This is a genomic window from Mesorhizobium sp. B2-3-12 (assembly GCF_006442205.1).
Classification (GTDB): Bacteria; Pseudomonadota; Alphaproteobacteria; order Rhizobiales; family Rhizobiaceae; genus Mesorhizobium.
Window position 1 is genome coordinate 18628 of record NZ_VFVR01000018.1, and the last position, 17714, is coordinate 36341.

A 17714-nucleotide genomic window follows, 5' to 3' on the forward strand; every position below is an offset into this window, starting at 1 on the left:
GCGGCCGCTTGAAGCCGAAACACGCAACATCCCCTCAATCCGTCGGCAAGCGATAGTCCCTGAACTGCTGACGCAAGGTGATCTTCTGGATCTTGCCGGTGGCGGTGTGCGGTATCTCGCTGACGAAGGCGACGTCGTCCGGCATCCACCATTTGGCCACCTTGCCATCCATGAAACCCAGAATCTCGGCCTTGGTCGGTTCCTTGCCCGGCTTGGCAACGACGACCAGCAAGGGCCGCTCGCCCCATTTCGAATGCTGGACGCCGATGGCCGCCGCTTCCGCTACATCGGGGTGGCCGACGGCCAGATTCTCCAGGTCGATGGTCGAAATCCATTCGCCGCCTGACTTGATGACGTCCTTGGCGCGGTCGGTGATCTGCATGTAGCCGCCGGCATCGATATGAGCGACGTCTCCGGTATCGAACCAGCCGTCTTCGTCGAACTGCTCCGCGCCCGCGCCGCCATAATAGGCGCGGGCGACCGCCGGGCCGCGCACCTTGAGCCGGCCGAATGTCTTGCCGTCCCATGGGTGCGGATTGTTCTCATCATCGGTCACCTTCATTTCGACGCCGAAGGGCGGGTAACCCTGCTTGCTCTGGACGTCGAGCCGAGCCTCGCCGTCCAGGCCGGCATAGTCCGGCTTCAAGGTGCACAGCGTGCCGAGCGGCGACATTTCGGTCATGCCCCAGGCGTGGATGACCTGGACACCGTAATTGTCCTGGAATTTCGTCATGATCGCGCGCGGGCAGGACGAGCCGCCGATCACGACCTTGCCCAGATGGGGAAGCGCCTTGCCGGTCTCCTCAAGATATTGCAGCAGCATCATCCATACGGTCGGCACGGCGGCGCTGAAGGTCACCTTCTCCTGGTCGAGCAACTCATAGATCGAGGCGCCGTCCATCTTGCAGCCGGGCATGACCAGCTTGGCGCCGATCATCGGGCCGCTCTGGCCAAGACCCCAGGCGTTGGCGTGGAACATCGGCACCACCGGCAGGATCGTGTCGCGCGACGACAGGCCCATGGCGTCGGGCATGGCCGCGATCATGGCGTGCAGCACGTTCGAGCGATGGCTGTAGACGACGCCCTTGGGATCGCCCGTCGTGCCCGACGTGTAGCACATGCCGGCGGCGGTGCCTTCATCGAAGCTCTTCCAGGCGAAATCGCCATCAACCTCTTCAAGCCACTCCTCATAGGCAACGGCGCTGGGCAGGGTCGTTTGCGGCATGTGCGCCTTGTCGGTGAGCACGATCACCTTTTTCAGCGATTTGACGGCACCAGCGATCTTCTCGAGCAACGGGATGAAGGTGAGGTCGACAAAGACCGCCTTGTCCTCGGCGTGGTTCATGATCCAGACGATTTGTTCGGGAAACAGGCGCGGATTGAGGGTGTGGTAGATAGCGCCGATCCCCATGATGCCGTACCAGGCCTCGATGTGGCGGGCGGTGTTCCAGGCCAGCGTCGCGATGCGGTCGCCCAGGGCAAAACCGTCGCGCTCCAGGCGCTGGGCGACCTTGAGGGAACGACGATGGATGTCGGCGTAGGTGGTGCGCACGATCGGCCCCTCGATCGAGCGCGACACGATCTCGCGCGCACCATGCTGCCGCTCGGCGTTGTCGATCAGCTTGTGGCACAGCAGCGGCCATTCCTGCATCAGTCCCAGCATGCCGATCCTCCCTCACGCTGTTCGCCCGAGCTTTTCGCTTCACGCTTTTGGTCGCATTGTGAAGCGAACCGGCGAATTGTCCAGCCACCCGCGACCGTGCATCGGGTCCGGACTACTCCGGGCTCGGACAGACTGTAGTCGGCAGCTGGATTGTTCATGGGCGCCGCCTTCAAGAAAAACTGTCCGGATCTGAGGAATTCCAAAGTGGCCGATATCGTCGCGCAGCAGGAAATGCCCGCGCAACGCGATGATGGCGTCATCGTCGCTGTCGGACACCAGCAGTTTCGGCCTGAAAACGCTTTGCAAGAACCCCAGCATAATCTACGACATCAAGGGTCTGTTCCCGAGGGACGTCACGGACGGGCGCTTCTGATGAAGATTCTGGTCACCGGCATCGCCGGCTTCATAGGCTATCACGTCGCCAGGCGGCTCCTGGAGCGCGGCGACGAGGTTGTCGGCATCGACAGCATCAACGATTACTACGATCCCGGTATCAAGCAGGCGCGGCTGCGGCTGCTGTCCGAGGCGAGCCGTGGCACCAATGCCGGCTATCATTTCATCCACGGCAATCTCGCCGACAGGGGCGTGGTCGACGGGTGCTTCGCCGACCATGCCTTCGACCGGGTCATCCATCTCGCCGCCCAGGCCGGCGTTCGCTACAGCCTGGAAAACCCGCGCGCCTATGTCGAAAGCAACATTGTCGCCTACACCAACATGCTCGAAGCCTGTCGCGGCAGCGGTGTCGGGCACCTGACCTATGCCAGCACTTCCAGCGTCTACGGCGCCAACACCGACATGCCGTTTTCCGAGCATCGCCCGGCCGACCATCCCCTGCAGTTCTATGCCGCCACCAAGCGTGCCAACGAACTGATGGCGCACAGCTACAGCCATCTGTTCGGCCTGCCCACCACAGGCTTGCGTTTCTTCACCGTCTACGGCCCGTGGGGGCGCCCGGATATGGCGCTGTTCCTGTTCACCAGAAGCATTCTGGCCGGCGAGCCGATCAAGCTCTTCAACAACGGCAACCATACGCGCGACTTCACCTATGTCGAAGACATCGCCGAGGGCGTGATCCGCGCCAGCGACAGCCCCGCCACGGCCAACCCGGCCTGGGATTCCAGCCATCCGGACCCGGCGACCAGCAGTGCGCCCTGGCGCATCTTCAACATCGGCAACAGCAATCCGGTGAAGCTGACGGCCTATGTCGAGGCGCTGGAAGCTGCCCTTGGCCGCAAGGCCGTGATCGAGCTTCTGCCGCTGCAGGCCGGCGACGTGCCCGACACTTTCGCCGACACCTCGGCGCTGCAAGCGGCGGTCGGCTACCAGCCCCGCACCTCGGTCACGGACGGGGTCGGGCGGTTCGTCGAGTGGTACCAGGACTATTTTGGACGGCTTTAAGCAGGTGAACGCCCTCTTGGGTGCGTCGAGACTGGGTCTCGGTCGAAAAGGCCAGGACCAAAAATATGTGCTAACCTCCCAAATCATCAGACGGTGGGGATTGCCATGTTGGAAACTGACAAGCTGTTCGCGGGCTCGGTCCCGGAAAACTACGACCGTTACATGGTGCCTTTGATATTCGAACCGTTCGCCGCGGATATCGCGCAACGTGCCGTGGCCTTGTCTCCCGGCGCTGTTCTGGAAATCGCCGCGGGCACCGGCGTCGTCACCCGCGCATTGACGCCAGGATTGCCCCCGGATGCAAGCTATGTCGTGACCGACCTTAACCAGTCGATGCTCGACTACGCCGCTTCGCGACAGACACTCGACAGCCGCATCAAATGGCGCCAGGCGGATGCGATGGCTCTGCCGTTTGAAGATGCGACCTTCGATCTCGTCTGTTGTCAGTTCGGTGCCATGTTCTTTCCGAATCGCAGTTCTGCCTACCGCGAAGCCAGGCGGGTCCTGAAGCCGGGAGGCCGGTTTTTGTTCAACGTGTGGGATCGTATCGAAGAGAATGTATTCGCCGATGATGTCACGAATGCCCTCGCGCGGATTTTTCCCGACGATCCGCCGCGCTTCCTGGCGCGCACGCCGCACGGCTACCACGATAAGGCGTTGATCCGTCGCGACGTGGAGGCGGCGGGTTTCTCCCAAATTGTCATCGAGACGAGAGCAGAACAAAGCCGTGCATCTTCACCGCGCGTTCCTGCCGTCGCCTACTGTCAGGGCACTCCGCTTCGCAACGAAATCGAGGCCAGGGACCCTGGAAAACTGGACGCTGCTACCGATCACGCCGCATCCGCCATCGCCGACAGACATGGCAATGGCGAAGTTTCCGCCAAAATTCAGGCACATGTAATCGTGGCTGTGGCCTAGACATCCCGCAAGGCCGTCTTTGTCAGTTCCTTGGTAGTCTATGGATCTCAATTTGAACTGGGCCACCTCTGTCACAACCTGTGCAGAAAAGCGCCCTCTCAACGGAGCGTAATAGAGCGCCGCTGCCATATCGTCGGATCAGCCCGGACGGCTTAACTTGGGCTTGATGTGAGCAGCTTTTGCAGCGTGCGCGCAGCTCGTGCCATTCGCGAAGGTCGCCAAGCGCGACATCCAAGCCGACATGAATGCCGCCTTCGATGATCATCTGCGGGGGGAACTTCACTCCGCCTGGCGTGAGAATCTTTTCCATGACGTGGCGGCTGTTGTAGTGGATCAGCAGCATGCCAGGACGGCGCCGGATAGCCGCCTGCCAAGCGGCCTGGCTGACCATCGCGTCCGGGGATCGAGATATTGTTTCGAGATGAGTCTTTTCCTCTCGGTCCCAAACCTCGATCCTGAAATTGTCTTCGGCCGTGTCTGTCATCTAGGGCCGTGCCTTGTGCCAGCCGCGGGAAAAACCATTCGAAACTGCAACGCGTGACAGAGCAAGTTCACGTTCCAGTTCCAGGTTCCGGGCCATGAGGTTGAGCAACGCGATCACTGGGTCGCCGCCAGCGGCGGCAATAGCCTGCTGTGCCGCTGTTTCCAAATCCGACATGGCTTCGCCGATCGGCGCGATCTGGCGCTGTCTCATGGTCATTTCCTGCTCCGGTGCGTACAGGAATAAGGAACATATTCCTGTTTCGTCAAGGCGCTCTTGACATTTGTTCCCGCTTTGTTCACAATGACGGGCTAACTAGTGGAGGCAAGAATGGACCTGCTTTTGCTGATGAAGGGCGCGACGCCGGAGGAAATTTCGCGGGGAATAGCGGCCGCACAGGCTGTGTTGGATCGTGCAGGCATTACGTCGTTACAAGCAGCGGAGGGCATGTTCGCCCTCGAAGGATGGGATATCAACGGTTTCCCGGAAGATAACGAACCTTCTGAAATGGAGCATGCGGCGGCCAACCTCTGGATGGAGGCGTCTAATGCTGCGCTTGATGCATGTTGCGCCGATTGGCCCGAAGAGAGGCGGCCGTTTACTGCTGATCTGCGATTGCTGGACGATCCTGCGACGCAGCTCGCAGATCGACCGACCGCGCTCTCCATGCTCCGCGCCCTGACTGCGGCGCAGGATGGCAAGGGCGAATATTTGAATTTTTCGGAAATCGGGACGCTGGCTGAAAGATTGACGCTCGATGTCGATGATGACCCAAGAGATCTGATCGCGGCGGTAACGATTGCCTATACTACCCTGGAGCTTGCGAGATTTCATCCCGACGAGCCGATCGAGCCCAAGCGACAAGCCGTGTACGATGCGATCAACGCTCTTGAGGCGGCAACCGAAAAGCCGACAAATGCCGAAGCGCAGCCGCTCCATTCCAGCACCGTCGGTCATCGATCGCGATTGGCCGTACCAGGTCGCATTGCCTGATGATCTATGCGTTGATCGAAACCTTACGCAAATTACGGAATTTTGTCAGGAGCTTGGCGTCATGCCACATACCCGGCAAGTGCAGGCGATTTGGTCGAATGGCAAATATGAGCAGTGGCGACTGCACTGTTTCGCTGATCAGGCGTTTGCAAAGGCTTTCCGCGATCGCTTTCGCGGTACCTTATTCGATCCTGCGAAGGACCGGGAGAATGGCCGAACCAAGGGTGTCTGGCGTCGGACCGGCGAATACGAACGCATTCTGGAACTCGGCCCCCTGAGAGTACCCGATATTCTGCGTAACTGATCACGATCGTTCGGGGCGCACTGTCTCGACGGTCAGCGATCCGGCCGGAAGCGGCTGCAATAGCTTGGCTTCCGGCTTTGTCAGATTGATCCAGGCCAACCAATTTTCAGGCTGAAGTACAACGACCTGGCGATTGTGATACGGTGCGACATCGGGTCCGGGCTCGGTCGTCAGCATGGTGAAGGTAGGTGGCTTGTTGCCGACCGCATCGCGCCAGAGCCCTGCAACAGCCATGAACGGCGAGCCGTTCAGCGTAAAGCGATGTTTCGCTTTAGGATACTTCGTGCCCGTGAATTCGAAGAAGGCTGACGCCGGAATGAGGCACCGTTTGCTGTTGCTGAACTGCCGACCTTCCGAGCGGAAGTTGAACACAGGGCCGCCCTTTGGGCCGGACGGAGGAAACCCGAACGTCATCGAAGCAAGCTCGATGGCCTCGCCAGTGCTGCGCATTATGGGAGCCGGATCATTGATGCGAACGTCGTCGGCCTGTGGCAAATCGAGTTCGGTCTGGTGTGTGGGAATTTTGAGCGCGAGCGAAGCCATCATTCGGCAATATTCAGCCCACGCGACATGCTGCTCGTAGTCATTGCACATGTAAGGCTCCGTCACGGGCAATCTTGACATGATAGGGCAACTCGCGGCTCCATGAAAAGCGCACTGTAAGCAGGACTCGTTCATTCCGCCTAGGCGCTGCCCTCGGACACCTTCTCACCTCGAAAGCACTGGAAATCAGGATGAGCGTCGTCGTCACTACGAAGGGAAAAGTTACCATCCCGAAGCCGATCCGCGATCTCCTGGGTATCGTCCCCGGGAGCCGGGTCGATTTCCGCCGCGCTGCTGATGGAACTATTGTGCTTACTCGCGTGGACAAAAGACCGGATGCAACCCGCTTCGCCAGGTTGCGCGGTCACGCCGGCGCGGGGCTTACAACCGACGCGATCATGGCGCTGATGCGTGGCGCGACACTGTCCTGACATCGGGGACCATACCGCCGAACCCGGCGGACCTGCTCTCTTCGCCGAAAATGGCGCTGATCATCACCAATCTCGGCAAGCGATTCGATCTGGTCATCATCGATGCGCCGCCGGTCGTCGGCCTTTCGGATGCGCCGATCCTCAGCCGACTTGCCGAAGGCACGTTGATGGTCATTTCCACCAACCAGGTAACCCGCAAATCAGCCAAAACGGCCCTGAAACGGCTGCGGGCGGCCGGGGCGAATGTCATCGGGGCCGCGATGTCGAAATTCCAGGTGAACAAGTTCGATTACAACTACGCCTACAAATATATGAACTACCAATATTACCAATACGGTACCCCGAAAATTGAGGGCAAAGTCGATGGTGGAGCAGACCAGCCCGCGCATGCAAATGCTCCTGCGTTCAGGCGTTTGGTTCGCCGCCTCCGTTCTGGTGTTGATGGCTTCGTCGATCGGGCTAAGTCGTCTTCTTGAAACCGCGGCGCCCAGCGTCTCTCTCGCGCTGGATCCGTTGAACGCGGATGCCTTGATAGGCGAAATCACGGGCCAACTGAATCAAACGAACGACCATGCCGACCTCCAAGGGTTGGGCGCAAAGGCTCGAAATGCGCTTCGGTTCGATGTCGCGGATGCGCGCCTCTATAGCCTGATCGGTGAGATCAAGTACCGCCAGGGCGAAACGGATCAGGCGTTCGAGTTCTTTGATCGGGCGCGAATGCTGTCCAAGACCGAAATACACGCGTTGCGGAGATCCATCGACCGGTCCGTCGAGGCGGGCGACCTGGTAAGGGCCGTGGTCGAGATCGATATCTTGCTGCGCCGGTGGCCTGATCAGTTTTCGGCCTTGGCTGCCGGCTGGCCGGCCATTCTCTCCAATTCCCGGGGATACGGGGCCGTGCTCGCCGCCATCCGGGCGGAAGCTCCGTGGCTAGGCAAGCTTTTCTCGACCCTTGGCCAGAACCCCAAAGGCTTGGCGGCCGCGAACCAGTTGCTGCTGGATCTCGCGGGGTCGTCGGCTCCTCCAACCTCCAACGAATTGTCGGCCGTGATCGATGGCTATATCAAGCAGAAGCAATATGGCTCGGCCTATCGGCTCTTTCTCTTCAGCCTGTCGGATGAGGAGCGGAAACTGGGTGGGTATATTTTCAATGGCGGCTTCGAACCGGTCCACAGCGGCAAGCCATTCGACTGGGTGGTACATGACCGCTCGGGTCTGGAGATCACTTTCTCCGGATTGCAGGACGCGGGTGAAAGCGACCGCGGAGCGACGCTTCGATTTCTGAACACGCCCGTCAAGAACGCGGCGCTTCAGCAATTCATCGAACTGCCTCCGGGCTCCTACAGGATTTCCCTGAACGCTTCGGCCACGAACCTCAAACTGCCAAAGGATTTGTTCTGGTCGCTCAGATGCGTCGACCCATCACGCGAAATGGCGCGCTTCAACATCCCGGAAGGCACCTTCAGCAGGCGAAGCCTGAGCCTCGACTTCACGATTGAACCGGCTGCGTGCCCGATGCAGTTGCTGAGATTGGAAACGGCGGCGATCGCCGAGAGTTGGCGGTTTCGATATGTCGGGACGTTGGTCATGCACAAATTGAGCATCGAGAGAATATCGTCGTGAGAGAACGGTCGCGACGACCCGCGGAGTGGGACAAATATCTGCTTGGATCTGTCCTCTTTCTGTCCCTGCTGATCGGCGGCGGCACCGCGAGCGGCCTCTACACCGAGACGCTGATCGAGATCGCGGCGATCGTCGCCGCGGCGGTCATTCTCTCGCGACCGGCTCAACAGGCCATTCCTCGCGCTATCTTGTGGTTGCTTGCTCTTGTGGTGGCGGTGTTTTGTTTTCAACTGATGCCGCTGCCAGCGACCCTGCTCGAGGGTTTGCGGCCCGGCGTGCTGCTTGCGGATCCATGGCTGGATGGCGCGACACGGTGGCGCTTCGTCAGTGTCGGGGTAGGGCGCACCATCGAGTGCATGCTCTATTTCATTGCCGCCGCCGCGTTCTTCCTCGGCGTCCTGCGCCTGCGTGCCGAGCAGGTCCATGGTCTGCTGCCGTTCTTTTTCATGGGAGTGATCTGCAATGGCCTGGCGGCGGCGATCCAGTACTCGCTCTCCGATACCGTTGCCATCGAGGGACTGCTGCCGTTTACGATCAATGCGGGTCTCTTTGCCAATCAGAACCATTTCTCGGCCCTGCTTTTCGTCTCCATCCCCTTCGTCGTTTATTACGGCCTGTTCCGCGGTCACCTCCTGTCAGGAGCGCTCGGATTGGTGACACTCCTGCTGCTTCTTCTGGCCGCCGGCTCGCGGGCCGGCATTCTGATCGGGCTGGCGATCACCGCCATATCCGTGGTCTTCCTGTCGGCCCGCACCAGAGCTGGTGGCTATGGCATCCTGGCTGTTTTCATCGGTCTTTCGATCTACACGATCGGCGCCTGGGCAAAGATCGATGTGAAAGTGGTCGACCCGGCATTCGGAAGGGCCGAATTCGCTCGGACCACGATTGAGGGAATTGAACAGAACTGGGCCACCGGCGTCGGATTTGGGTCCTTCCAGAAGGTTTATCAGATCTATGAAAAAAGCAGCATGATCTTCAAATCCTATGTAAATCATGCGCACAACGACTATCTGGAACTGGTGCTGGAGGGCGGCGCGCCAGTTGCCTTGCTGATGGTTGCCTATACGGTGCTTCTATCGGCATCGTCCTTCAGAATTCGCGGAGAACCGTTGCAGAAGGCCGCTTTTCTGTCGATATCATTTCTGCTCGTTCACTCTCTCGTCGACTACCCCTTGCGTACCGCCGCCCTGGCAATGACGTTCGCCTATTTGAATGCTATTGTGTTTCACAGCGGTTTTGCCAATCGGCTCAACCAGAGGAACGAAATGGCCAGGGCCTCCCGCCATGACGATGACAATCTGCTTGTCCCGGTCAGGGCCTCGGCCTCGCCGAGGTAGGATAAGGCGGATTGGGACGGAAGGGCCGGTCGATGGCCGCTATCCGACATGGCCAACGCGTTTGTCCCGTGCCGCATTGACAAGCCAATGCATGAAACCTAAGCACGGGCATTCAGGGCCGGGGGGCTTTGGCATGTCGAGGAGAGCTTCTTGAAAGGAATTATCCTTGCTGGAGGCAGTGGAACGCGTCTTTATCCGCTAACATTAGCAGTCTCTAAGCAAATTCTCCCCATCTACGACAAGCCGATGATCTATTATCCGCTGAGCGTGCTGATGCTCGCGGGCATCCGAGAGATTCTGATCATTTCGACGCCGCGTGACCTGCCGGCTTTCCAGGGGTTGCTGGGCGACGGGTCGGATTTCGGACTGGCGCTGTCCTACGCCGAGCAGCCGCGGCCCAATGGTCTCGCGGAAGCCTTCATCATCGGCCGCGATTTCATCGGCAAGGACAGCGTGTCGATGATCCTGGGCGACAACATTTATTTCGGCGACGGGCTGTCGCAGCTTTGCCGCGCCGCGGCAGCGCGCCAGACAGGCGCTTCGGTGTTCGCCTACCATGTCGAGGATCCCGAACGCTATGGCGTGGTGTCCTTCGACAAGGTGACCGGAACCGCGCTGACGATCGAGGAGAAGCCGCAAAAGCCGAAGTCCAACTGGGCCGTCACCGGGCTCTATTTCTACGACAATGCCGTCGTCGACATCGCCCCGACCATCCGCCCTTCGGCGCGTGGCGAGATCGAGATCACGGCGGTCAACAACGTCTATCTCGAACGCGGCCAGCTCCATGTCCACCGTTTGGGTCGCGGCTATGCCTGGCTCGATACCGGTACACATGACAGCCTGCATGAGGCGTCTTCCTTCGTGCGCACCATCGAACACCGCCAGGGCATCAAGGTCGCCTGCCCGGAAGAGATCGCCTTCGAACAGGGCTGGCTGACGGCGGACATGGTGCTGGAGCGCGCGACCCGCCTGGGCAAGAACGAATACGCTGCCTATCTGCGCCGGCGCGTTGCCGATCTATCGGAGGGCTAGATGCTGGAGATAAGGTCCCTCGGTATCGACGGGGTGCTGGAAATCGTTCCCAAACGCCACGGCGACGCCCGCGGTTTCTTCATGGAAACCTACAATGTCGAGCGCTTTTCGCAGGCCGGCATCGACCTGGTTTTCGTGCAGGACAATCATTCCTATTCCGCCGCCGCGGGCGTTTTGCGGGGGCTTCACTACCAGCTCGCGCCGCGCGCCCAGGACAAGTTGCTGCGGGTCGTCAGAGGCAGCGTTCTCGATGTCGCGGTCGATATCCGCCGCGCCTCGCAAACCTTTGGAAAATGGGTCGCCCTCGAAGTGTCGGCCGACAAGGGCAACCAGATCCTGGTGCCGAAGGGCTTCGCGCACGGCTTCGTCACGCTCGTGCCCGACACCGAGGTGCTGTACAAGGTGACCGACACCTATTCGCCCGAGCATGACCGGTCGATCCGTTTCGACGATCCCGCCATCGGCATCGAATGGCCGTCGCTGGCCGGCGGGTTCCAGCTTTCCGACAAGGACCTCAAGGCGCCGGCGCTGGCCGCGGCCGAGGTGTTCGCCTGATGGAGCGTGTGGTGCATAAGGACGGCGGCTTGAATTTTCTGGTGACGGGCGGTGCCGGCTTCATCGGTTCGGCGGTATGCCGGCATCTGTGCGCCAATCCGGCCTACCGGGTGACCAATCTGGACAAGCTGACCTATGCGGGCAACCTGGCCTCGCTGCGGCCGATCGAGAATGCCCATAATTACAGCTTCGCCCAGGCCGATATCTGCGACGACAGGGCGGTGCTCGATATCCTGCGCCGCCACGACATCGACCTCGTCATGAACCTTGCCGCCGAGAGCCATGTCGACCGTTCGATCGATGGACCGGGCGCCTTCATCGAGACCAACATCGTCGGCACCTACAAGATGCTCAATGCCGCGCTGGAATACTGGCGCGGCCTGTCCGATGACAGGAAGAGCCGCTTCCGCTTCCATCACGTCTCCACCGACGAGGTGTTCGGCGACCTGCCTTTCGACGGCGGCATGTTCGTCGAGGAGACACCCTACGCGCCGTCCTCGCCCTATTCCGCCTCGAAGGCGGCCTCGGACCATCTGGTGCGCGCCTGGCACGAAACCTACGGCCTGCCGGTCGTGCTCTCCAACTGTTCGAACAATTACGGCCCCTATCATTTCCCCGAAAAGCTGATCCCGCTCGTCATCCTCAACGCGCTCGACGAAAAGCCGCTGCCGGTCTATGGCGCCGGCGCCAATGTGCGCGACTGGCTGTTCGTCGAGGATCACGCGCGCGCCCTGGAACTGGTCGCCACCAAGGGGCATCCGGGTGAGAGCTACAATGTCGGCGGCAATTCGGAACGTACCAACCTTGCCGTCGTCGAGACGATCTGCGACCTGCTCGACACCAGGCGTCCGCGCGCTGGCGGCAGGCGCTATCGCGAGCTGATCTCCTTCGTCTCCGATCGTCCCGGCCACGACCGCCGCTACGCCATCGATGCTTCCAAGATAGGCCGCGAACTCGGCTGGACGCCCCGGGAGGATTTCGACAGCGGCCTTGCCAGGACCGTCGACTGGTTCCTCGACAACAAATGGTGGTGGGGGCCGATCCGCGAACAGCGCTATGCCGGCGAAAGACTGGGCGAAGCTCGCAAGGTGGGCGCATGAGGCTCCTCGTCACCGGGCGGGACGGCCAGGTCGCGGCGAGCCTGCTGGAGGCCGGCCAGGCGCGCGCCGGCGTGGAGGTCGTCGCCATCGGCCGTCCGCAACTCGACCTCGCGAAACCCGCGACGGTCATCGACGCCATCGCCGCCGTCAAGCCCGACATCGTCGTGTCGGCCGCCGCCTATACGGCAGTCGACCAGGCCGAGGACGAGCCCGATCTGGCCTTTGCGGTCAACGCGGCCGGCGCCGGCAAGGTGGCCGAGGCAGCGGCGCGACTGGGCGTGCCGGTCATTCATCTGTCGACCGACTATGTCTTCGACGGAACCAAGGCCGACGCCTATGTCGAGATCGACCCGACGGCGCCGCTCGGTGTCTACGGCGCCTCCAAGCTTGCCGGCGAACAGGCTGTGGCCGCCGCCAATGCAAGCCACCTGATCCTGCGCACCGCCTGGGTCTACAGCCCGTTTGGCAAGAATTTCGTGAAGACAATGCTCAGGCTCGCGGCCGACCGCGACGAGATTTCGGTAGTGGCCGATCAACGGGGAAATCCCACATCCGGCCTTGATATCGCCGACGCGATCCTGCATGCGGCGAGCATGCTGCACCGCAACAACGACGCCGCCGCCTTCGGCACCTATCATCTGGCCGGCACCGGCGAGACCAACTGGAGCGGCTTTGCCCGTCATATCCTGGACACAAGCTTGAAGTTTGGTGGTCCTTGGGCGCGGGTACGGGATATCACGACGATGGACTACCCAACCAAGGCGCGCCGCCCCGCCAATTCCCGGCTTTCAAGCGCGAAATTCGCTGACGTGTTCGCATGGACGGCGCCCGGCTGGCGGGAGTCGACGGGGGAGGTGGTGCGGCTGGTGGTAGGCGAGACCAAACAGGCGCTGACCGTATGAACAAGCACCCTTCGGCGGAAAATCTGCAGGACGCGACACCCGGCGATCAGGTGGCGCCGAAAACACGCAAAGCAGGGCCACAGGCTGCCAAGCGCACCTGCATCATGGTGCTCGGCATGCATCGCTCGGGCACCAGCGCGCTGACGAGGGCAATCAGCCTGCTCGGCGCCGAACTTCCGAAGAATTTGCTGGGCGCCAATCCCTCGAACCCGGCAGGGCATTGGGAGCCGGAGCGCCTTATCGAACTGCACGACCAGATGTTGGCCGAGGCAGGAAGTAGCTGGGATGATTGGCGCGCCTTTGATCCAAGCGACTTGGGCGCGGCGCGCTTACGTTTTTACAAAGCCGAAATTGCCCGACTGATTGACAAGGAATATGGCAGTGCGCCGCTGTTCGTCCTCAAGGAGCCCCGTATCTCGCGCTTCGTACCGCTTTACGCGGACATACTGGAACGAATGCGCATCGACGTGCGGTACGTGCTCATCGAGCGTAATCCGCTGGCTGTAGTTGCTTCCTTGGCTAACAGGGACGGATTCACGACAGGTTTCAGTTCTCTTCTTTGGTTGCGCCATGAACTGGAGGCCGAGCGCGCCACCAGGAACTATCCCCGCATCTTTGTTTCTTATGAGGCCATGCTTGGCGATTGGCGCGCGGGAATCGACGAGATCACCAACGTTCTTAAAATCGACTGGCCAACATCAGCCGTCGAATGGCATGCATTGTTGTCCACGCACTTCTCGGCGGACCATCAGCACTTCACGGCCAGCCCGGACCTTCTTGATGCCGATCCGCGCGTTGCTGACTGGGTCAAAGAGGCGTACGGCGCGCTGACGGATCTTGGTAAGAGCGCCAATGACGAAGTGGCGATGGCGCGGCTTGATGCCGTACGAGTCGCATTTGATCGTGCAAGCTCAATCTTTGGCGATGCATCCTTCCCTGAAATGAATGTGCGCATCAAGGCGATGTCAATGGTGCAAGCGGAAGCGCAAGCGCTAGCGGATCAACTCTCTATAGAAAATGAAAAGATGGGGGCCGAGGTCGAAAGGATGCGTGCGAAGGGCGTCGCACTGGAGGCCAAATTCTCAAGGGACCTGGGGAAGGCACTGCAAGAGTCTCAGAGGACGATGGATCGAGAAAATGCGGAAGCTGAAACCCGGCAAGCGGTAGTTGACAAGCTGCGCGCTGATATCGACGCAAGAGATCATGAAATTGAGCAGAAAAACCTGATTATCTCGGATGAGAAAAACAAATTGCTGCATGCAATTGAAACAATTTCGGAGATGAAGAAAAGTAGATCGTGGAAGCTGATGGCCCCGTTTCGTGTGGCAAAAACAGTGGGGCTTTCGGCCGAGCGGTTTGTCGTAGGGACTGGCCTGCGTAAGATGAAAAGTGCTCGCTATTTGCTAAATCGTGTAATCGTTGTTTCGAGGGACGACGGGATCGTTTCTGTTTTGGAGAGAACAAGAAAGTTTGTCGCGAGAAGGCGGGATGCCAAGCAGTACCAAAAGACGGATATATCTGGAACTGTGTCTTCCTTTCATTTAACCAATGAAATTGGTGCAACAAACGCTAGACGACCTTTGCCCGAACGGGATATCGCGATTCGGATACCCCTGGCCTGGGCATCAAAGGTCGTGCTGCCGAAGAATATTGCCGTTGTAGTTCACGCATTTTATGTGGAATTGTTCCCGGAAATTCTTGCATCGCTGGAAAACATTGAGGCAGACTTCAAGCTGTATGTCTCAACGACAGATGAGGAAAAAAAGCAGATAATAAGCTCCATGTGCTCAAGTCATGGATTGAGCAACGTAGAAATTAGAATTTTCGAGAACAAAGGAAGAGATGTCGCCCCAAAGATCGTTGGTTTTCGCGATATCTACGTTAAGCATGATTTTTTCCTCCACTTACATACAAAAAAATCACCGCATTTGTCTGATCTGGAGAATTGGCGATCTTATCTAATAGGCAACCTTATCGGCTCCAAGGACGTTGTTCGCTCTATTTTTTCACTTTTCTTGTCTGACAAAAATGTCGGGATAATCTATCCTCAGCATTTTGGCCCTGTTCGCGCTATGCTTAATTGGGGGTTCGACTTCGAAGCGGCAAAAACCCTTTTGCGGCGCGCCAAATGGGATCTTAGCAAGGACAGTGTCTTGGAGTTTCCTTCTGGCTCCATGTTTTGGGGGCGGTCGGCTGCCATCAGGCCTCTTCTAGATCTAGGGCTGACGTTCGACGAGTTTCCCGAAGAGGACGGCCAAGTCGACGGTACTTTGGCGCATGCGATCGAGCGCAGCTATCTACATTTTGCGGAATGCGCCGGATTTCATTGGCTAAAGATTCAGAGTGGTATTGACTCTCCATCGGAGACACTTCTGACGCTGAAGAAGCCAACCGACGTCAAGCTGCTGGAGAAAATTTATGTACCACTTTTTGATGAGCCAGGGCGGTCCGAGTTCTCCCTGAGTAGAAGCTACGGCGAGCTTCGTCCTTTGAGAATGACGAAGTCGAGTAACGCGAAGCCCCGAATTAACTTGCTTCTGCCCACTATAGACCCGGTGTGGGTATTTGGTGGAATATCCACTGCTTTAAAGATATTTGAGGAAATTTGGTCTAGATTACCTGATTTTGACAAGAGGATCGTAGTTCTGGATTCTCCAGTAGAAAAAAATCATTTGGCGAGTTTTCCAAAATATACGTTGGATCCTTTAGGGAGCCGCGCTGTAATTTTTGATGCTTTTGATCGAGCTCTTGGCTTGGATGTTCGTAGGGATGACATATTTATATCGACGGCTTGGTGGTCGGAATATCTTCGGACTTCAATAGCAAGTTTTCAGAAAATGGCATTTGGGCACAGCTCGGGCGCGGTGTATTTCATACAAGATTACGAGTCGAATTTTGTCCAATGGTCCTCGCGGTGGGCGATTGCAGAGTCTACGTATAATTTGGCTGAGAATGTTGTTGCTCTGGTGAATTCTGAGGAGCTGTCCTCGTTTATGAATCGCAGATTTGGGCGGACAGATCAGGTCGTCGTTCCTTTCCGTATCAATGAGACGATCGAGCACAAAATTAGGCCTGTCCCCAAGGAGCGGATCATCCTGTGCTATGGGAGGCCCAGTGCGGCTAGAAATTGCTTTGAAATAATCGTTGACGGCCTGTCGCTATGGCAACAGCGAAATCCTACCAACGCCAGCAAGTGGCAGGTAGTCTTCCTTGGGGAAGCTTTTGAGATGGCAAAAGTGTGGCCGGTGCAAAATAGTGCCGTTCCTGGCAAGGTCAGCCTTGAAGAATATGCTGCATATCTAAGTCGAGCGAGTGTCGGGATATCTCTGATGATATCCCCGCATCCCAGCTACCCCCCGCTGGAAATGGCTCATGCCGGACTTATCACCATCTCCAACAATTATGATACAAAGAACATCTCCGCGAGAAGTCCGAACCTAATAGGGCTTGATCACGTAACGCCCGATACGGTCGCGGCCGCACTTGAGAAGTGCGCCCTGGCAGCTGAAGAGAATATTGGACGCGTGGTGAAGCGAGAAGAGATACGGGAAATCCCCCTTGTCGGAAGTAGATACGACCCTGCCGAGCTCGCAGGCAGATTGCGGTCATCGCTATGAATGGAGTCAAAGTGGATACATTTAATTTTCGGGGGTACGAGATTCCCATTCATCTTATGATGTTGACGGGCGGTGGCCCTGAGACATTCGAAGAAATATCCGATAAGCATTTTTTGTCTTTAAAGAAGCATGTAGCTATCGAGCCGGATCAGAAGCTTCTTGAAATAGGTTGCGGTATTGGGCGCGATGCAATCCCACTCAGTTCATTTTTGACTTCGGGGGCTTATATGGGGGTCGATATAATTCGACCGTCTATAGAGTGGTGTACTGACCATGTTTCCAAGCGGTCCCCAAATTGCAAATTTGTTCATTTTGATGTTAAGGATCAACTCCACAATCCTCATGGGACTATCACGACAAAAGACATTTATCTTCCAGTATCGAACGAATCTGTGGATAGAATATTTCTATTCTCCGTTTTTACGCATATGTTTGAGGATGATATAATACACTATCTTAGAGAATTCAGGAGGTCGATTAAGAAGGATGGACTTGTCTATGCCACAACTTTCCTATTCGATGATTTGATTTTGGATAAAGCGCGAGAAACTAATTTGACGATATTTGATCTTCGTTTCGAGCACCAAATTTCGGACGGTTGCAGAATTAATAATCTGACTTTTCCACTTGGTGCGGTCGCTTACACATTGGATAAATGGTTGGAAATGATTAACATTGCCGGTTTCAGGCTGCGAGCGTCTGTGATCCGCGGTGGTTGGTCCGGGGCTTTCGAAAATCGGCTTGATGGACAGGACGTCCTTGTGCTTGAGCCCTCGTGAAGCCGAGCCTGTGGCTTTTAACTACGGTCGTTGACGCA

General features: G+C 58.1%; 18 protein-coding genes. 14 read left to right on the top strand and 4 right to left on the bottom strand.

The genetic code is table 11. The features are described from left to right. Positions 1-34 precede the first annotated feature (34 nt). Positions 35-1663, bottom strand: coding sequence for a fatty-acid--CoA ligase (locus tag FJ948_RS28630; protein ID WP_140710427.1), 1629 nt, complete (start codon positions 1661-1663; stop codon positions 35-37). Between the two features lie 372 nt (positions 1664-2035). Here FJ948_RS28630 and FJ948_RS28635 point away from each other — a divergent pair, with 372 nt between their 5' ends. Together FJ948_RS28635 and FJ948_RS28640 are read left to right on the top strand one after the other, a co-directional pair. Beyond that, positions 2036-3061: an NAD-dependent epimerase gene (locus FJ948_RS28635; protein ID WP_140710429.1), complete on the top strand. Its 1026-nt coding sequence runs from the start codon at positions 2036-2038 to the stop codon at positions 3059-3061. A gap of 105 nt (positions 3062-3166) precedes the next feature. Beyond that, positions 3167-3979: a class I SAM-dependent methyltransferase gene (locus FJ948_RS28640; RefSeq protein WP_140710431.1), complete on the top strand. Its 813-nt coding sequence runs from the start codon at positions 3167-3169 to the stop codon at positions 3977-3979. Between the two features lie 22 nt (positions 3980-4001). Here the strand turns inward: FJ948_RS28640 and FJ948_RS28645 are convergent, their stop codons facing one another. Together FJ948_RS28645 and FJ948_RS28650 are read right to left on the bottom strand one after the other, a co-directional pair. Further along, positions 4002-4463: a hypothetical protein gene (locus tag FJ948_RS28645; protein ID WP_140710433.1), complete on the bottom strand. Its 462-nt coding sequence runs from the start codon at positions 4461-4463 to the stop codon at positions 4002-4004. Further along, a complete protein-coding gene (locus FJ948_RS28650; protein WP_140710435.1) occupies positions 4464-4673 on the bottom strand; it encodes a hypothetical protein in 210 nt (69 codons plus the stop codon). Between the two features lie 117 nt (positions 4674-4790). Here FJ948_RS28650 and FJ948_RS28655 point away from each other — a divergent pair, with 117 nt between their 5' ends. Together FJ948_RS28655 and FJ948_RS28660 are read left to right on the top strand one after the other, a co-directional pair. Then, complete coding sequence (locus tag FJ948_RS28655; RefSeq protein ID WP_140710437.1) at positions 4791-5453, top strand: hypothetical protein; 663 nt, start codon at positions 4791-4793, stop codon at positions 5451-5453. 61 nt (positions 5454-5514) lie between these two features. Beyond that, a complete protein-coding gene (locus FJ948_RS28660; RefSeq protein ID WP_140710439.1) occupies positions 5515-5757 on the top strand; it encodes a hypothetical protein in 243 nt (80 codons plus the stop codon). Here FJ948_RS28660 and FJ948_RS28665 read toward each other — a convergent pair whose 3' ends face one another. Then, positions 5758-6351, bottom strand: a complete 594-nt coding sequence (locus FJ948_RS28665) for an SOS response-associated peptidase (RefSeq protein ID WP_140710441.1) — start codon at positions 6349-6351, stop codon at positions 5758-5760. A gap of 140 nt (positions 6352-6491) precedes the next feature. Between FJ948_RS28665 and FJ948_RS28670 the strand changes: the two genes are divergently transcribed. From FJ948_RS28670 to FJ948_RS28715, 10 genes are all read left to right on the top strand, one after another. Then, positions 6492-6731 (top strand): AbrB/MazE/SpoVT family DNA-binding domain-containing protein, encoded by a 240-nt coding sequence (locus tag FJ948_RS28670; RefSeq protein WP_140710443.1) that lies wholly within the window; start codon positions 6492-6494, stop codon positions 6729-6731. A gap of 50 nt (positions 6732-6781) precedes the next feature. Then, positions 6782-7207 (top strand): hypothetical protein, encoded by a 426-nt coding sequence (locus tag FJ948_RS28675; RefSeq protein ID WP_246677647.1) that lies wholly within the window; start codon positions 6782-6784, stop codon positions 7205-7207. Next, a complete protein-coding gene (locus FJ948_RS28680; RefSeq protein WP_246677648.1) occupies positions 7095-8354 on the top strand; it encodes a hypothetical protein in 1260 nt (419 codons plus the stop codon). Before FJ948_RS28675 ends, FJ948_RS28680 begins: the two co-directional genes overlap by 113 nt. Continuing rightward, a complete protein-coding gene (locus FJ948_RS28685) occupies positions 8351-9691 on the top strand; it encodes an O-antigen ligase family protein (protein ID WP_140710445.1) in 1341 nt (446 codons plus the stop codon). The genes FJ948_RS28680 and FJ948_RS28685 overlap by 4 nt, the downstream gene beginning before the upstream one ends. Before the next feature lie 150 nt (positions 9692-9841). Next, positions 9842-10723 (top strand): glucose-1-phosphate thymidylyltransferase RfbA, encoded by an 882-nt coding sequence (rfbA, locus tag FJ948_RS28690; RefSeq protein ID WP_140710447.1) that lies wholly within the window; start codon positions 9842-9844, stop codon positions 10721-10723. Continuing rightward, on the top strand, positions 10724-11278 hold the full coding sequence (gene rfbC / locus FJ948_RS28695) for a dTDP-4-dehydrorhamnose 3,5-epimerase (RefSeq protein ID WP_140710449.1): 555 nt from the start codon (positions 10724-10726) through the stop codon (positions 11276-11278). A 29-nt stretch (positions 11279-11307) separates the two neighbouring features. Then, complete coding sequence (gene rfbB / locus FJ948_RS28700) at positions 11308-12378, top strand: dTDP-glucose 4,6-dehydratase (RefSeq protein ID WP_140710473.1); 1071 nt, start codon at positions 11308-11310, stop codon at positions 12376-12378. Then, complete coding sequence (gene rfbD / locus FJ948_RS28705; protein ID WP_140710451.1) at positions 12375-13280, top strand: dTDP-4-dehydrorhamnose reductase; 906 nt, start codon at positions 12375-12377, stop codon at positions 13278-13280. The genes rfbB and rfbD overlap by 4 nt, the downstream gene beginning before the upstream one ends. Then, positions 13277-16897: a rhamnan synthesis F family protein gene (locus tag FJ948_RS28710; RefSeq protein ID WP_181173865.1), complete on the top strand. Its 3621-nt coding sequence runs from the start codon at positions 13277-13279 to the stop codon at positions 16895-16897. Before rfbD ends, FJ948_RS28710 begins: the two co-directional genes overlap by 4 nt. Positions 16898-16908: 11 nt before the next feature. Next, positions 16909-17676 (top strand): class I SAM-dependent methyltransferase, encoded by a 768-nt coding sequence (locus FJ948_RS28715; protein WP_181173866.1) that lies wholly within the window; start codon positions 16909-16911, stop codon positions 17674-17676. The last annotated feature ends 38 nt before the right edge of the window (positions 17677-17714 follow it).

Excerpts from the sequence above, each read along its gene's own strand:
- FJ948_RS28630 (WP_140710427.1), bottom strand. The coding sequence starts at position 1,663 with ATGCTGGGACTGATGCAGGAATGGCCGCTGCTGTGCCACAAGCTGATC.
- FJ948_RS28635 (WP_140710429.1), top strand. The coding sequence starts at position 2,036 with ATGAAGATTCTGGTCACCGGCATCGCCGGCTTCATAGGCTATCACGTC.
- FJ948_RS28640 (WP_140710431.1), top strand. The coding sequence starts at position 3,167 with ATGTTGGAAACTGACAAGCTGTTCGCGGGCTCGGTCCCGGAAAACTAC.
- FJ948_RS28645 (WP_140710433.1), bottom strand. The coding sequence starts at position 4,463 with ATGACAGACACGGCCGAAGACAATTTCAGGATCGAGGTTTGGGACCGA.
- FJ948_RS28650 (WP_140710435.1), bottom strand. The coding sequence starts at position 4,673 with ATGAGACAGCGCCAGATCGCGCCGATCGGCGAAGCCATGTCGGATTTG.
- FJ948_RS28655 (WP_140710437.1), top strand. The coding sequence starts at position 4,791 with ATGGACCTGCTTTTGCTGATGAAGGGCGCGACGCCGGAGGAAATTTCG.
- FJ948_RS28660 (WP_140710439.1), top strand. The coding sequence starts at position 5,515 with ATGCCACATACCCGGCAAGTGCAGGCGATTTGGTCGAATGGCAAATAT.
- FJ948_RS28665 (WP_140710441.1), bottom strand. The coding sequence starts at position 6,351 with ATGTGCAATGACTACGAGCAGCATGTCGCGTGGGCTGAATATTGCCGA.
- FJ948_RS28670 (WP_140710443.1), top strand. The coding sequence starts at position 6,492 with ATGAGCGTCGTCGTCACTACGAAGGGAAAAGTTACCATCCCGAAGCCG.
- FJ948_RS28675 (WP_246677647.1), top strand. The coding sequence starts at position 6,782 with ATGGCGCTGATCATCACCAATCTCGGCAAGCGATTCGATCTGGTCATC.
- FJ948_RS28680 (WP_246677648.1), top strand. The coding sequence starts at position 7,095 with ATGGTGGAGCAGACCAGCCCGCGCATGCAAATGCTCCTGCGTTCAGGC.
- rfbC (WP_140710449.1), top strand. The coding sequence starts at position 10,724 with ATGCTGGAGATAAGGTCCCTCGGTATCGACGGGGTGCTGGAAATCGTT.
- rfbD (WP_140710451.1), top strand. The coding sequence starts at position 12,375 with ATGAGGCTCCTCGTCACCGGGCGGGACGGCCAGGTCGCGGCGAGCCTG.
- FJ948_RS28710 (WP_181173865.1), top strand. The coding sequence starts at position 13,277 with ATGAACAAGCACCCTTCGGCGGAAAATCTGCAGGACGCGACACCCGGC.